The 13032-nt window shown below is 62.1% G+C and carries 14 protein-coding genes; 10 read left to right on the top strand and 4 right to left on the bottom strand.

The features are described from left to right. Positions 1-15: 15 nt before the first annotated feature. The 9 genes from GR197_RS15335 (at position 16) to GR197_RS15295 (ending at position 8133) form a co-directional block, all read left to right on the top strand. Positions 16-969: an ABC transporter substrate-binding protein gene (locus GR197_RS15335; protein WP_164010972.1), complete on the top strand. Its 954-nt coding sequence runs from the start codon at positions 16-18 to the stop codon at positions 967-969. Beyond that, positions 966-1787: an ATP-binding cassette domain-containing protein gene (locus tag GR197_RS15330; protein ID WP_164010969.1), complete on the top strand. Its 822-nt coding sequence runs from the start codon at positions 966-968 to the stop codon at positions 1785-1787. The genes GR197_RS15335 and GR197_RS15330 overlap by 4 nt, the downstream gene beginning before the upstream one ends. Next, on the top strand, positions 1784-2788 hold the full coding sequence (locus GR197_RS15325; protein WP_164010967.1) for an ABC transporter permease: 1005 nt from the start codon (positions 1784-1786) through the stop codon (positions 2786-2788). Before GR197_RS15330 ends, GR197_RS15325 begins: the two co-directional genes overlap by 4 nt. Before the next feature lie 4 nt (positions 2789-2792). Then, entirely contained in the window at positions 2793-3872 is a 1080-nt protein-coding gene (locus tag GR197_RS15320) for a phosphotriesterase family protein (RefSeq protein ID WP_164010965.1), read from the top strand. A 32-nt stretch (positions 3873-3904) separates the two neighbouring features. After that, entirely contained in the window at positions 3905-4678 is a 774-nt protein-coding gene (locus GR197_RS15315) for a glutamine amidotransferase (protein ID WP_164010963.1), read from the top strand. Between the two features lie 33 nt (positions 4679-4711). Beyond that, positions 4712-5554, top strand: coding sequence for a BtpA/SgcQ family protein (locus GR197_RS15310; RefSeq protein WP_164010961.1), 843 nt, complete (start codon positions 4712-4714; stop codon positions 5552-5554). A 2-nt stretch (positions 5555-5556) separates the two neighbouring features. Further along, positions 5557-6204, top strand: a complete 648-nt coding sequence (locus GR197_RS15305) for a TenA family protein (RefSeq protein ID WP_164010959.1) — start codon at positions 5557-5559, stop codon at positions 6202-6204. Between the two features lie 24 nt (positions 6205-6228). Further along, positions 6229-7122 carry a ribokinase gene (locus tag GR197_RS15300; RefSeq protein WP_164010956.1) on the top strand — a complete coding sequence of 298 codons (894 nt, stop codon included), beginning with the start codon at positions 6229-6231 and terminating at the stop codon, positions 7120-7122. Between the two features lie 177 nt (positions 7123-7299). Then, the gene (locus tag GR197_RS15295) at positions 7300-8133 is read left to right on the top strand and encodes an inositol monophosphatase family protein (RefSeq protein ID WP_164010953.1); all 834 of its coding nucleotides are present in this window, start codon (positions 7300-7302) and stop codon (positions 8131-8133) included. A gap of 1 nt (position 8134) precedes the next feature. Here GR197_RS15295 and GR197_RS15290 read toward each other — a convergent pair whose 3' ends face one another. The 4 genes from GR197_RS15290 to GR197_RS15275 are packed head-to-tail and all read right to left on the bottom strand — an operon-like array spanning position 8135 to position 12102. Continuing rightward, a complete protein-coding gene (locus GR197_RS15290; protein ID WP_164010952.1) occupies positions 8135-9214 on the bottom strand; it encodes an ABC transporter ATP-binding protein in 1080 nt (359 codons plus the stop codon). A 28-nt stretch (positions 9215-9242) separates the two neighbouring features. Next, positions 9243-10070 carry an ABC transporter permease gene (locus GR197_RS15285; protein WP_164010950.1) on the bottom strand — a complete coding sequence of 276 codons (828 nt, stop codon included), beginning with the start codon at positions 10068-10070 and terminating at the stop codon, positions 9243-9245. Further along, positions 10067-10957 (bottom strand): ABC transporter permease, encoded by an 891-nt coding sequence (locus GR197_RS15280; protein ID WP_164010948.1) that lies wholly within the window; start codon positions 10955-10957, stop codon positions 10067-10069. Before GR197_RS15280 ends, GR197_RS15285 begins: the two co-directional genes overlap by 4 nt. Continuing rightward, entirely contained in the window at positions 10957-12102 is a 1146-nt protein-coding gene (locus GR197_RS15275) for an extracellular solute-binding protein (RefSeq protein WP_164010946.1), read from the bottom strand. Before GR197_RS15275 ends, GR197_RS15280 begins: the two co-directional genes overlap by 1 nt. A gap of 187 nt (positions 12103-12289) precedes the next feature. On the opposite strand from GR197_RS15275, the gene msrA reads away from it, so the two are divergent. After that, positions 12290-12799 carry a peptide-methionine (S)-S-oxide reductase MsrA gene (gene msrA / locus GR197_RS15270; protein WP_164010944.1) on the top strand — a complete coding sequence of 170 codons (510 nt, stop codon included), beginning with the start codon at positions 12290-12292 and terminating at the stop codon, positions 12797-12799. Positions 12800-13032: the final 233 nt, after the last annotated feature.

Genomic DNA, 13032 nt, shown 5'->3' with positions numbered 1-13032 from the left:
AAAGAGGATGAGAACATGACATTGAATTTGACAAGACGAACGATGATCGCAGCCGCCGGCTTCACCGCATTGACCTTTATCGGCCTGTCCGGCGCCCAGGCGCAGGAAAAGAAGACCGTCGCACTGGTGCAGATCAACCAGCAGGCGCTTTTCTTCAACCAGATGAATGAGGGCGCCCAGAAGGCGGCCGACGCCGCCGGTGTCAAACTGGTAATCTTCAACGCCAACAACGAGACGACTGCGCAAAACAGCGCGATCGAAACCTACGTCCAGGAAAAGGTCTCCGGTCTTGCCGTCGTGGCGATCGACGTCAACGGCATCATGCCGGCGGTCAAGCAGGCGGCCGACGCCGGCATTCCTGTCGTTGCCATCGACGCCATCCTGCCGGATGGTCCGCAGAAGGCGCAGATCGGCGTCGACAACGCCGCAGCCGGCGCCGACATGGGCAAGTACTTTCTCGACTACGTCAAGGCGAACATGGGCGGCAAGGCCAAACTCGGCGTTGTCGGCGCATTGAACTCGTTCATCCAGAACATCCGCCAGGACGGCTTCGAGAAGACCCTAAAAGGCGTCGACGGCATCGAGATGGCCGGTGTCGTCGATGGCCAGAACATCCAGGACAACGCCCTTGCGGCGGCTGAGAACCTGATCACCGCCAATCCCGACCTGACGGCGATCTACGCCACCGGCGAGCCGGCGCTGATGGGGGCGATCGCCGCTGTCCAGAGCCAGGGCAAGCAGGATAAGATCAAGGTATTCGGCTGGGATCTGACGGCCGAAGCCATTGCCGGCATCGATGCCGGCTTCGTCGTCGCCGTTGTCCAGCAGGATCCGGCCGCGATGGGTGGTGCCGCCGTCGACGCGCTGGTGAAGGCCTCGGCCGGCGAGGCCGTCACCAAGACGATCTCGGTGCCGATCACCATCGTGACCAAGGAGAATGTCGAGCCGTACCGGGCCGTCTTCAAATGATCGAAAGCGGACAGCATCACATCGCTGCCGCCGGTTCCGGAGGGCTCGCGCCTTCCGGAACCGGAACATCCGGCGGCACCCGATCCGATCCGCGCATCTCGCTGCGCGGTATCCGCAAGTCCTTCGGCTCGCATCAGGCGCTGCGCGGCGTCGACCTCGACATCTTCCCCGGCGAATGCCTGGGCCTCGTCGGCGATAACGCCGCCGGCAAATCGACGCTGACGAAAATCATCTCGGGAACCTACATTCCCGATGCCGGCACGATCACCATGGAAGGCGAGGAGGTCCGCTTCACCGGCCCCGCGGATGCGCGCGGTAGAAACATCGAAATGGTGTTCCAGGATCTCAGCCTCTGCGACCACATCGATGTCGTCGGCAATCTCTTCCTCGGCCGCGAACTCAGCCGCGGCCCATTTCTCGACACAAGGACAATGCTGTCCGAAGCTCGCAAGATGCTGGATTCGCTGGAAATCCGCATCCCGAGACTGACCGGCAAGGTCGCCCAGCTCTCCGGCGGACAGCGTCAGGCGATCGCCATTGCGCGCGCGGCCTCCTTCAAGCCGAAGGTGCTGATCATGGATGAACCGACATCGGCACTTGCCGTTGCCGAGGTCGAAGCAGTTCTCGCATTGATCAACCGCGTCAAGGCGAACGGGGTCTCGGTGATCCTTATCACCCACCGGCTGCAGGATCTCTTCCGGGTCTGCGACCGCATTGCGGTGATGTATGAGGGCACCAAGGTGGCCGAGCGGCAGATCGGCAGCACCAACCTCGAGGATCTCGTCCATTTGATCGTCGGTGAAGGAGCCAGGCAATGACGGCTTACACGGAACGCGGCCACGGATCTCGGGCCGCCGATTTCTTCGGCGAACATGCGCAGGTGCTGTCGATCGGCATCTTCTTCCTGGCTTGCATGATCTTCTTCTCGATCGGCAGCGAGACCTTCTTCACGCTCGGCAACATCCTGAACATTGTGCGGCAGGCCGCCCCCATCCTGATCGTCGCCATCGCCATGACCTTCGTCATCATCACCGGCGGTATCGATCTGTCGGTCGGCTCGCAGGTCGCCCTCGTCAATGCGGTTGCGGCAATCGTCATGGCGATGGGGATTCCCTGGCCGTCCGTGGTCATCGGCATGCTGCTGCTCGGCGCCTTCATGGGGCTGGTTCAGGGCTGGTTTGTCGCCTATCAGGGCATTCCGGCCTTCATCGTCACGCTTGCCGGCCTGTCGATCCTGCGCGGCCTGGCGCTCTATCTGACCCAGGGCTATTCCATCCCGATCAAGGATGCGCCGGGCTTCTTCGCGCTCGGCCGGGGCGAAATCCTGAGCTTCCCTATCCCCGCAATCATCGCCCTGATCATCGCCATTCTCGGCTATGTGATCATCACAGCGACGAAATACGGCCGGCAGGTCGTGGCGGTCGGCTCCAACATGGAAGCGGCGCGGCGTGTCGGCATGCCCGCCAAATGGATCATCGCCTCGGTCTACATCATCTCCGGCATCGCCTGCGCGGTCGCCGGCCTGCTGATCGCCGCCCGGCTCGGCTCCGGCTCGTCCAATGCCGCCGTCGGTTTCGAGTTGCAGGTGATTGCCGCCGTCGTTCTCGGCGGAACGTCGCTGATGGGCGGGCGCGGCACCATCCTCGGCACTGTGCTCGGCACGCTTACCATCGCCGTCATCGGCAACGGCCTGATCCTGATGCACATATCGCCGTTCTTCACCCAGATCGTCACCGGCGCCATCATTCTCGTCGCCATCTGGCTGAACACCCGCATCTTCACCGCCAATTTCCGTTTCGGAATGGGCAGGAAAGGATGAGGCGATGAGTAAACAGCCAGCAGAGAGCTTGTCGGAAGCGCATGTCCGATCCGGCAAGGTGATGACCGTCACCGGTCCGATTTCGGCGGATGCGCTCGGCGTGACGCTGATGCACGAGCACATCCTCAACGACTGCCGCTGCTGGTGGCACGCGCCGAAGACGCCGGAGCGGCAATATCTGGCCGAAAGCTTCGTCTGCATGGAGATCCTCGGCGAACTCCGGCAGGATCCCTTCGTCAACAAACACAATATCACCCTCGACGACGAACATCTGGCGGTGGCCGAACTTAAGGATTTCGCCGGCGCCGGCGGCCGCACGGTGGTGGAGCCGACCTGCAAGGGCATCGGCCGCGATCCACTGGCGCTCCAGCGTATTTCGAAGGCTTCGGGCCTCAACATCGTGATGGGGGCGGGATATTACCTCGGCTCCTCGCACCCGGAAGGCGTCGCGGCGATGAGCGTCGAGGACATCGCGCGCGAAATCGTCCGCGAGGCGAGGGAAGGCGTCGATGGCACCGGTGTCAGGATCGGCCTGATCGGCGAGATCGGCGTCTCCTCGGATTTCACCTCCGAGGAAGAAAAATCGCTGCGCGGTGCTGCCCAGGCGCAGGTGCTGACCGGACTTCCCCTGATGGTGCATCTGCCGGGCTGGTTCCGTCTTGGCCATCGCGTGCTCGACGTGGTGGCCGAAGAGGGTGCGGATCTCAGCCACACCGTCCTTTGCCACATGAACCCGTCGCATGACGACATTGCCTATCAGAGCGAGCTGGCGGAGCGCGGCGCCTTTATCGAATACGACATGATCGGCATGGATTTCTTCTATGCCGACCAGCAGGTGCAGAGCCCAAGCGACGAGGAGGCGGCGCGTGCGATCGTGCGTCTCGTCGAGGCCGGTTATCTCGACCGGATTCTTCTGTCGCACGACGTCTTTCTGAAGATGATGCTGACGCATTACGGCGGCAATGGCTACGCCTATATCCTTCGCCACTTCCTTCCCCGTCTTCAGCGCCACGGCCTCGACGGGGCTACTCTCGACGAGATGATGCGCAGCAATCCGCGACGCGTCTTTCAAACCGGAGCCTAGCTCCATCAATTCAATCGATCACAGGTATGGTCATGACAAAGAAAATCCTCCTTGTCGGCGAGAGCTGGGTCAGCTCCGCCACGCATTACAAAGGCTTCGACCAGTTCGGCAGCGTCACCTTCCATCTCGGCGCCGAACCGCTGGTCAAGGCGCTCGCCGGCAGCGCCTTCGAACTCACCTATATGCCGGCGCATGAGGCGGTGGAGAAATTCCCCTTCGATATATCCGGGCTCGACGCATACGATGCCATCATTCTCTCCGATATCGGCGCCAATTCGCTGCTGCTGCCGCCGGATGTCTGGCTGCATTCGCGCACCGTGCCGAACCGGCTGAAGCTGCTGAAGGCGTGGGTGGAAAAGGGCGGCGGCCTGCTGATGGTCGGCGGCTATTTCTCCTTCCAGGGCATCGACGGCAAGGCGCGCTGGCGGCGCACCCCTGTCGAAGACACGCTGCCCGTCACCTGCCTGCCCTATGACGACCGCATCGAGATCCCCGAGGGAACCGTTGCCGAGGTGGTGAAGCCTGAGCACCCGACGATGCAGGGCCTCGAAGGCGCCTGGCCGGTGCTGCTCGGCGTCAACGAGGTCGAAGTGCGCAACCGTACGGATGTCGAGGTCATCGCGCGCCTGCCCGAAGATCAGGGCGGTCATCCGCTGCTCGTCGTCGGGACGCACGGCACTGGGCGGACGGCGGCCTGGACGTCGGATATCGGCCCGCACTGGCTCTCGCCTGCCTTCTGCGAATGGGAAGGCTACGGCAGGCTCTGGAAAAACATCCTCGGCTGGCTCACCGAGAACCAGGCGTGATTCAGCACGCGGCAGCAATTGGAAGGGAATGACATGCAGGAAATTTCGGACAGGCCCTCCAACGCCGTCAGGGACATCTTCGGCAGGGACAAGGTTCTGATCGGCATGATCCATTGCCCGGCCTTCCCGGGCGCACCCCGCTACAGGGCTGCTGCGATGGACGCGATCTACGACGCATGCATGCGCGACGCCGAAGCCTGTATGGAGGGCGGCCTGCATGGGCTGATCATCGAAAATCACGGCGACGTACCATTCTCGAAGCCGGAGGATATCGGCCCCGAGACGACGGGTTTCATGTCCGTCGTTACCGACCGGATCGCGCGCGCGGCCGGTATCCCGCTCGGCGTCAACGTCCTTGCCAATGCGCCGATTCCAGCCTTCGCCATCGCCATGGCCGGCGGCGCCAAATTCATCCGCGTCAATCAGTGGGCCAATGCCTATGTTGCCAATGAAGGCTTCATGGAGGGCAGGGCCGCCGAAGCCATGCGCTACCGTTCGCTGCTCAGGGCCGAGCACATCAAGGTTTTTGCCGACAGCCACGTCAAACACGGCAGCCACGCCATCGTCGCCGACCGCTCGATCCAGGAACTGACGCGCGACCTCGCCTTCTTCGATGCCGACGGCGTCATCGCCACCGGCCAGCGAACCGGCAATTCGGCAACAATGGAGGAAATCGAGGAGATCGGCGCGGCGACGCATCTGCCACTGCTCGTTGGCTCCGGCGTCAACAAGGACAATATTGTCGATATTCTAAGCCGCACCAATGGCGTCATCGTCGCCTCATCGCTGAAACATGGCGGCGTCTGGTGGAATCCCGTCGATATCGAGCGGGTGCGCGCCTTCCGGGCGGCGGCCGAACCGGGACTGGAGGGCTGAGCGTGGGCGAGGAGAGCCTTTCCGACCGCATTCTGCGTGAGAACGACGCCGTCTTCCGGACGATGCTTGGCCACCGTTTCGTCGAGGACGTGAAGAACGACGCCTTGAGCAAGGAGGCTTTCGAGCGCTATCTGGTCTACGAAGGCGCCTTCGTCGACAGCGCCATCTCGATCTTTGCTTATGCGGCGGCGACCGCCAGGACGATGCCGCAGAAGCGCTGGCTGATCGCAGTTCTCGACGCGCTGGCAACCGAGCAGATCACCTATTTCGAACGCACCTTCGCCAGCCGCGGCATTGATCCCTTATCCTTCGACACCGGCATCGCCGAGGTCGAGGCCTTCCGTGCCGGCATGTTGGAGATCGCCCGCCAGGGCGGCTTCCTCGACACGGTCGCGGCGATGTTTGCGGCCGAGTGGATGTATTGGACCTGGTCGAAGGAAGCGGCTACCCGCTCGATCAGCGATCCGCTGCTGAAGGAGTGGGTCGACCTGCATGTCGATCCTAATTTCGCCGCCCAGGCGCAATGGCTGAAAAATGAACTCGACATGGCAGGAAAAACCCTGGAAGAGGATGAAATGGCGCGATTGAGCGCGATCTTCGGCCAGGCGATGCAGCTCGAGATCGATTTTCACAATGCGCCTTATCTTTAGCTTCAGCCTTGCGAAAGCGGATGCATGCGCGCCTACATAGTCGGTAATGTCGCCATCGACGAAACCATCGCCGTTTCCGAACTGCCGGTCATTGGCGCCTCCATCCTCGGTATTGCCGGTGGCAGTGATCTCGGTGGCAAGGGCACGAACCAGGCGGTCGTCATGGCCCGCTGCGGCGTTCCGACAACCTTGGTGGCGCCGGTCGGCAGGGATGCGAGGGCCGAGACGATCCGCCATTACCTCGCCGAGGAACCGCTTCAGAGCGAACTGATCGAAATGGAAGATACATCGAGCGACGTCTCGATCATCTTCCGGCTGCCGGGCGGTGAAAATGCCATCGTCACGACGACGGAATCGGCACAGAGCCTGTCCCTGTCCCATGTCGCACGAAGCCTGTCGACGGCGGCTCAAGGCGATCTGATGATGCTGCAGGGCAATCTGTCCGATCAAGCAACCCGCGACATCCTGGAGCAGGCAAGAGCGATCGGCATGATCACCGCCTTCAATCCCTCGCCGGTGCGTTCCTATTTCTCCGATCTTTGGGGGTTGATCGACATCGCCTTCCTCAACAAGGGTGAGGCACAGGCCCTGACGGGAACGACAGGCAGGGATGCGGCCGAATATCTTCTGAGCCGGGGCCTGCACGAAATCGTTCTGACCCTCGGCAGCGACGGCGCGACGCTCGTCAATCGGCACGATAGCATCGAAGTGCCCGCCCGAGCCTGCGATGTGGCCGATACGACGGGTGCGGGCGATACGTTTATGGCCGTGGCGCTGGCATCCTGTGGGCTGCGGGGGGGACGGCTGGACAGGCAGGCCATCGAGCATGCCGCTGCCGCTGCCGCCATCACCGTCTCTCGGCACGGGACCAGAAAGGCGTTTCCTACGGTCTCCGAGCTTGAAACGATCTTGAAATAACCGGCTTGACGCCATTATGCTGACGCGCACAAACAAACTCTGCGTTCTCGTCGACCGTTGCATAGGTTTTGGCGGCAATGGCAGCGGACAGCTTCATCAAACCATCATCAGCCTCTGCGAAGGGATGGAAGCCTCGTCGTTCACCCCGTCATTTCAGCAGCAATCCGGACCCTTCTCATGGCATCCTCCCCGATATCAGCGCGTCTTTCCCCGACCGCATCGTCCCGCCTCGTTGTGCTTGCCGAAACGGTCATAAAGGCGGGGGAAACCGCCCGCGGCTCGCTGCGGCGACGAACATCGGCCGAAATGCTTGCCAAGGCGCCGCGCGACTATCAGACCGAGATCGATGTCGCCGTCGAGCGGATCATCGTCGACGAGATGACGAAAGCTTTTCCGGATTATGCCATTCAGGGCGAGGAAGCCGTCGGCAACCGCACGGCAGGACCGGAAACGCCGATCATCTATATCGATCCGATCGACGGCACCACCAATTATGCCTGGGGCCTCCCGCATTTCGGCATGACGATCGCAATCGCCGAAGGCGGCAGGCTCGTCGCCGGCGTTGTCTATGACGCCATGCAGGACGAGTTGTTCAGCGCCGAGCTCGGCGGCGGCGCCTATCTGGACGGTGAGCGCATCCGCTGCGCCGATGTCGGCGACATCGAGAACGTGCTTGTCGGCGCCGGCCTGCCGATCCCGGGTCAGGTCAAGGCGGTCGCCGAAGCAGCCTATTTCGACGCCATCAAACGGCTGATGGCCAATACGGCAGGCGTACGCCGCCTCGGCTCGGCGGCGCTGTCGATCGCCTATGTCGCCTGCGGCCGGCTGGACGGTTTCTTCGAAGACGGCCTGTCGATCCATGATTTCGGCGCCTCGGCGCTGATGGTCGAGGAGGCGGGCGGCATCGTCACCCGTTTTTCCGGCGCCGCCGTCGACGGGCCGGGCGATATCCTCGCCGCCAGCAAGTCATTGTATCCCTGGCTCAAGGAAGGCTTCGCGACGAAGGGGTAATTTAGACCGGCAACAGCCGCCCAAGCTCCGCATCGCCCTTTGCCGTCATCGATTGATGGACGAGTTCATTGTTGCGGTAGACGAAAAAGCTGGTGCAGCTCGGCTCGACCTTCATTCCGGTCCGAAGCCGATCGTCCGGCGTCACCATCGCCTTCAAGCGGCTGCCGTCGGCCAGATCGACATCGACCATCTTATGCGTGCCGAAATCGACGATGCGATGGACCGTCGCGGCATCCAACCGGTCCGAGGCCCGGATCGTCAACGCTTCCGGGCGGGTGGCCAGCGTCACGGGTCCATCCTCAATGGGGATCGCAAGCGGGAAGAGCGGATGTTCGCAGGCGCCGTTTCTGGTGTGGCTCTGGACGAAATTCATCGAGCCGATGAAGCCGGCGACGAAGGCCGTCTGCGGCTGCCGGTAGATGATGCTCGGCGGCGCGATCTGCTCGGTGCGTCCGTCGCGCATGACGACGATGCGGTCGGCCAGCGCCAAGGCCTCGTCCTGGCCGTGGGTGACGAAGAGCGTCGTGATGCCGAGGCGCTGCTGGATATCGCGCACTTCTTCCCGCAGCCTTTCGCGCAGGTGCTGGTCAAGGCTGGCGAAGGGTTCGTCGAGCAGCAGGATCTTCGGCTCGAGCACCAGCGAGCGGGCAAGGGCGACGCGCTGCTGCTGTCCGCCCGACAGCTGCGTCGTCATCCGCCGCCCGTAATCGGCAAGGCCGACCAGATCGAGCGCATTCTCGACACGCTGACGAATTTCGGATTTCGGCAGCCGGCGAAGCTTCAAACCGAAGGCGATGTTATTGAAGACATCCATATGCGTCCAGAGCGCATGGCTCTGAAACACCATGCCGGTCGGGCGCCGCTCGGGCGGCAGGCTCGTCACATCCCTTCCGTCGATGCGGATCGTTCCGCCGCTCGGACGCTCGAAGCCGCCGATCATTCTAAGGAGCGTCGATTTGCCGGAGCCGGAGGGGCCGAGCAGGCAAACGAGCTCGCCGTCACTCACTTCGAGCGAAAAGTCGCGAACGGCAAAGGTGGCCCCGAACAGCTTCGAAACGCCCTCGATCATTAGATGTGCCATTCTCAAACCTTTCCTCGATTGACGCCTCTCACGCGCCAAAACCTCTCGCAAACGCGCCGGTGCCGATGACGCGGCGCGCAAACATCAGCGCGATGAAGGACGGCACCCACAGCATGACGGAGAGCACGGCGCCGTATTGCACGACGATCTGATTGTTGATGAAGCTGATCATCAGCACCGGCATGGTGCGGATCTCAGGCGTGCCAATCAGCCAGGCGCCTTCGGTTTCGTAGAAGGTGCCGACGAAGGTCAGAAGCAGGGCGGCTGATATCGTCGGTGCGGCCTGCGGCAGCGTGATCGACCAGAAGACGCGCAACGGCGCAGCACCGGCATCGCGTGCTGCCTCTTCCATGCGCCGGTCGACGTTCTGGAAGGCTGCGACCGGAATCCAGATCATCAGCATCAGCGTGCCGACGAGCTGGATCAGCACGACGCCCCAGAAGGTGCTGATAAGACCGAGCTGCAGGAAGATGCCGGCAATGGCGACAAGCAGGCCGAATTTCGGGAAGGCATGCGATGCGAGAAACGACAGGAACAGGATATTTCTGCCGGGAAAGCGCATGCGTGCGAAAGCATAGGCAGCGGGAAGGCAGATGACGGCGGAAAGAACGGTCACCGTCGCGGTCAGCCGCAGACTGAGCAAGAGAGCATCCCAGACATCCGAGCGCGCCAGCGTCTGACCCCAGAAACGCAGGCCGAATTGCTGCGGGATTACCGACGGGTAACGCCAGACCTCGGTGAAGGCCCATGTGCCGACGACGATCAGCGGCAGCGCGATGAACAGCGTCAGCAGGCATGCGAAGAGCATACCGATCCAGTCGAAGCGAAGGCCGATGCCCGGTCTAGCTGTTTTCATGGCCGGACCTCCCGGTTGCGGGCAATCGACCGGATATAGAAGATGCCGAAGACCAGGCAGAAGGCGAATGTGATGACGGCCTGGGTCATGGCATCAAGCGGGTCGTTCATGCCGGCGAAGGTGCGCTGCATGAACGGCCCCATCATTTCAGGCGATGCCGGACCGAGCACATAGGGAAGGGTGAAGGCGGAAAAGATGCCGAGCACCGCAAAGGAAGCGGTAGCCAGCAGGGAATTGCCCATGCGCGGCAGAATGATCGAGACGAAGACCCGAAGCGGCCCTGCGCCGACGTCGCGAGCGGCCTCGATGGCGCTGTTCGAAACCGAGGAGAGCCCGGCCGTCAGCATCAGCACCGTCAAAGGAAGATTGTCCCAGACGAGGCCGATCACCGGTCCCCACGGCGTCAGATAGGGCGTGCGCAGCTTGGGCAGGCCGACGGCGTTCAGCAACAGGTCGACGGTGCCGTTCGGCCCGATGGTCCTGATCAGCGCATAGGCAAGAATGATCGACGGCACGAACATCGGGAAGATCGCAAGAGCCTGCACGTAGGCAGCAAGGCGCCCTTGCGAAAAGCGAAGGTAAAGCGCGATCGGAAGACCGATCGCCAGAAGCAGGATCCCGCAGACGGCGGTGGTCCAGAGCGTCAGCCACAGATTGCCGAGGCTGTAGCCATCGGAAAAGAAGAAGCGGTAGGAGGCGAACGAGAACTCTGTCGCGCCCTCAGGGCCTCGAACCAAAATCGTGCCTACGACCGCCGAAAAGATCGGGAAGACGATCAGCCATCCAACCAGGAAGACCGGCAGCGCAACGAGGAGGAGCCCGAGGAAGCTCCTCCTGTCGATGGATTGGTGACGGCGCGGTGCCGCCAGCGCGGTATTGGCGGACATCAGGTGCGGCTGATGCCCGGCGCGACGTTGCGATACCAGCCGTCGTTGATCGCCTTTTCCCAATCGCCGCTCGGGAAGGTGGGGATGGTCGATGGAATGACGTCGGCATATTTCTTGCGCAGATCGTCGGAGATATGGCCCCAGGAGATGGCAGGGAAGCCGCCGATCTGGGTAATGATCGCTTCCTGCATCTCCTTCGTCAGCATGAACGCGGCAAGCTTCAGCGCCGCATCCTTGTTGGCGCCGTTCGAGAACACGGTGATGCTGGAGAAGCCGCCGCAAAGGGCGAGATCGCCAAGCTGCACCAGGCCGGTCGTTTCGGGCAGAACGCCCTGGACGATCGCCTGCAGCACCTGATCCGACCAGACAGGAACCATGGTGACTACACCTTGGGCAAGCAGCTGGATCGACTGGGTGTTGCCGGATGTATAGGCGCCCTTGTCGTAGAGCGAAGGGGCGAGATCGTTGAGCAGCTTCCAGGCTGGCGTCAGTGCCGCGGTGCCGTAATCCGCCGTGTAATTGTCGACTTTGAATTTCTTCGGATCGCGTCCGTTCACCTCATGAATGGCGCGGCGAACGAAGTTGCTGCCCGAACCGCCCTTGTCGGGTCTGTTGTAGATGAACTGGCCCGGATGGGCGTTGATCCAGGTCGTGAGCTGATCCCAGCTCTTTGGGGCATCCTTCGGGTCGAGCTTGGTCCTGTCATAGGCGAGCAGGACCTGCGAGCCGCGATAGGGAAGCGAGTAGGGGGTATCGAAGGCCAGTGGATTGATGTGGTCGTAGCCTTCGATGTTTTCGGCCGACAATTTCACCCAGAGGCCGGCATCGATACCGCCCGCCGGCAGACGCGGATCGAACTGCTCGAAAAGGTCAGCCTGCGGATCGGTCTTCGTCTTCAGCGCTGCGAGCGCGCGGTCGGCGATGGCGCGCAGGCCGTTATTATCGCCGGCGTCGGTCACCTTCAGCGGGAGTTCGGGATGCGCCTTTTCGAAGGCAGGGCGGATGATGTTGTTCCAGAGGTCGACGATATTGGCATCCGAACCGCTATAGAGGTCGATCGTGCCGACTGCCGCCGATGCGAAGCGCGGGAGAGCCAGAAGACCGGCCGCAGCCGACGATGTGATCAGAAGTTCACGCCTATTCATAACTGTCTCCATCAGGTGTCGAGGCTCTGCCTCCGCGGATTGTCGGAGGCCTTGCTAGCGCCGGCGCGTAACATCGACATGACAGGATTGGCGCTATCCGGAGAGAATTGCACAGCTGTGCTTATTTCCGCCCATATGGAAATCGGCGGATGCAAACACTATCTCTGGGCAAACAAGGAGACACCCAATGACCGAAGAACGTGCAGTGCTCGCCGGCGGCTGCTTCTGGGGCATGCAGGACCTCATCCGCCGCTACAAGGGCGTGATTTCGACCCGGGTCGGCTATACCGGCGGCGACGTGCCGAACGCCACCTACCGCAACCACGGAACCCACGCCGAGGCGATCGAGATCATTTTCGATCCCGCAAGGATCAGCTATCGGGAAATCCTCGAATTCTTTTTCCAGATCCACGATCCGAGCACCCGCAACCGCCAGGGCAACGACGTGGGCGCGAGCTACCGCTCGGCGATCTTCTACGCCAGCCCCGAGCAGGAGCGTGTCGCCAGGGATACGATCGCCGATGTCGACGCATCCGGCCTCTGGCCCGGCAGGGTCGTCACCGAGGTCGTGCCGGTTGGCGATTTCTGGGAGGCCGAGCCCGAGCACCAGGATTATCTGGAGCGGATTCCAAACGGCTACACCTGCCACTTCGTCCGGCCCGGCTGGAAGCTGCCGGTCCGCCAGAAGATCGCCTGACGCAATCATGCGTGCATGCCGGAAGCGACGCCGGCATGCACGGCGCGTCCCGTCGGCGTAAGAACCCAGTATGATTAGCCACGAAACGCGCCATCTTATCGATGTCGTGATCGTGAATTTCGCGCCCTCCGCTTGCAATCACAGATTGCAAGCGACCTTCATCTTGCCAAACTGATCCTAACATGCAACCTGTTTGTAACGGGTCCTCGGACTGCCCCATCGAACAAAGCAGA

It is taken from the genome of Rhizobium phaseoli, assembly GCF_010668805.1.
In the GTDB taxonomy this organism is placed as follows: Bacteria; Pseudomonadota; Alphaproteobacteria; order Rhizobiales; family Rhizobiaceae; genus Rhizobium; species Rhizobium phaseoli_A.
Note: the sequence above shows the minus strand (reverse complement) of the source record. Positions and strands in the feature narration are given on the sequence as shown.

What these genes read in the sequence shown, in the direction of transcription:
- GR197_RS15335 (WP_164010972.1), top strand. Translation starts at nt 16, where the DNA reads ATGACATTGAATTTGACAAGACGAACGATGATCGCAGCCGCCGGCTTC.
- GR197_RS15330 (WP_164010969.1), top strand. Translation starts at nt 966, where the DNA reads ATGATCGAAAGCGGACAGCATCACATCGCTGCCGCCGGTTCCGGAGGG.
- GR197_RS15325 (WP_164010967.1), top strand. Translation starts at nt 1,784, where the DNA reads ATGACGGCTTACACGGAACGCGGCCACGGATCTCGGGCCGCCGATTTC.
- GR197_RS15320 (WP_164010965.1), top strand. Translation starts at nt 2,793, where the DNA reads ATGAGTAAACAGCCAGCAGAGAGCTTGTCGGAAGCGCATGTCCGATCC.
- GR197_RS15315 (WP_164010963.1), top strand. Translation starts at nt 3,905, where the DNA reads ATGACAAAGAAAATCCTCCTTGTCGGCGAGAGCTGGGTCAGCTCCGCC.
- GR197_RS15310 (WP_164010961.1), top strand. Translation starts at nt 4,712, where the DNA reads ATGCAGGAAATTTCGGACAGGCCCTCCAACGCCGTCAGGGACATCTTC.
- GR197_RS15300 (WP_164010956.1), top strand. Translation starts at nt 6,229, where the DNA reads ATGCGCGCCTACATAGTCGGTAATGTCGCCATCGACGAAACCATCGCC.
- GR197_RS15295 (WP_164010953.1), top strand. Translation starts at nt 7,300, where the DNA reads ATGGCATCCTCCCCGATATCAGCGCGTCTTTCCCCGACCGCATCGTCC.
- GR197_RS15290 (WP_164010952.1), bottom strand. Translation starts at nt 9,214, where the DNA reads ATGGCACATCTAATGATCGAGGGCGTTTCGAAGCTGTTCGGGGCCACC.
- GR197_RS15285 (WP_164010950.1), bottom strand. Translation starts at nt 10,070, where the DNA reads ATGAAAACAGCTAGACCGGGCATCGGCCTTCGCTTCGACTGGATCGGT.
- GR197_RS15280 (WP_164010948.1), bottom strand. Translation starts at nt 10,957, where the DNA reads ATGTCCGCCAATACCGCGCTGGCGGCACCGCGCCGTCACCAATCCATC.
- GR197_RS15275 (WP_164010946.1), bottom strand. Translation starts at nt 12,102, where the DNA reads ATGAATAGGCGTGAACTTCTGATCACATCGTCGGCTGCGGCCGGTCTT.
- msrA (WP_164010944.1), top strand. Translation starts at nt 12,290, where the DNA reads ATGACCGAAGAACGTGCAGTGCTCGCCGGCGGCTGCTTCTGGGGCATG.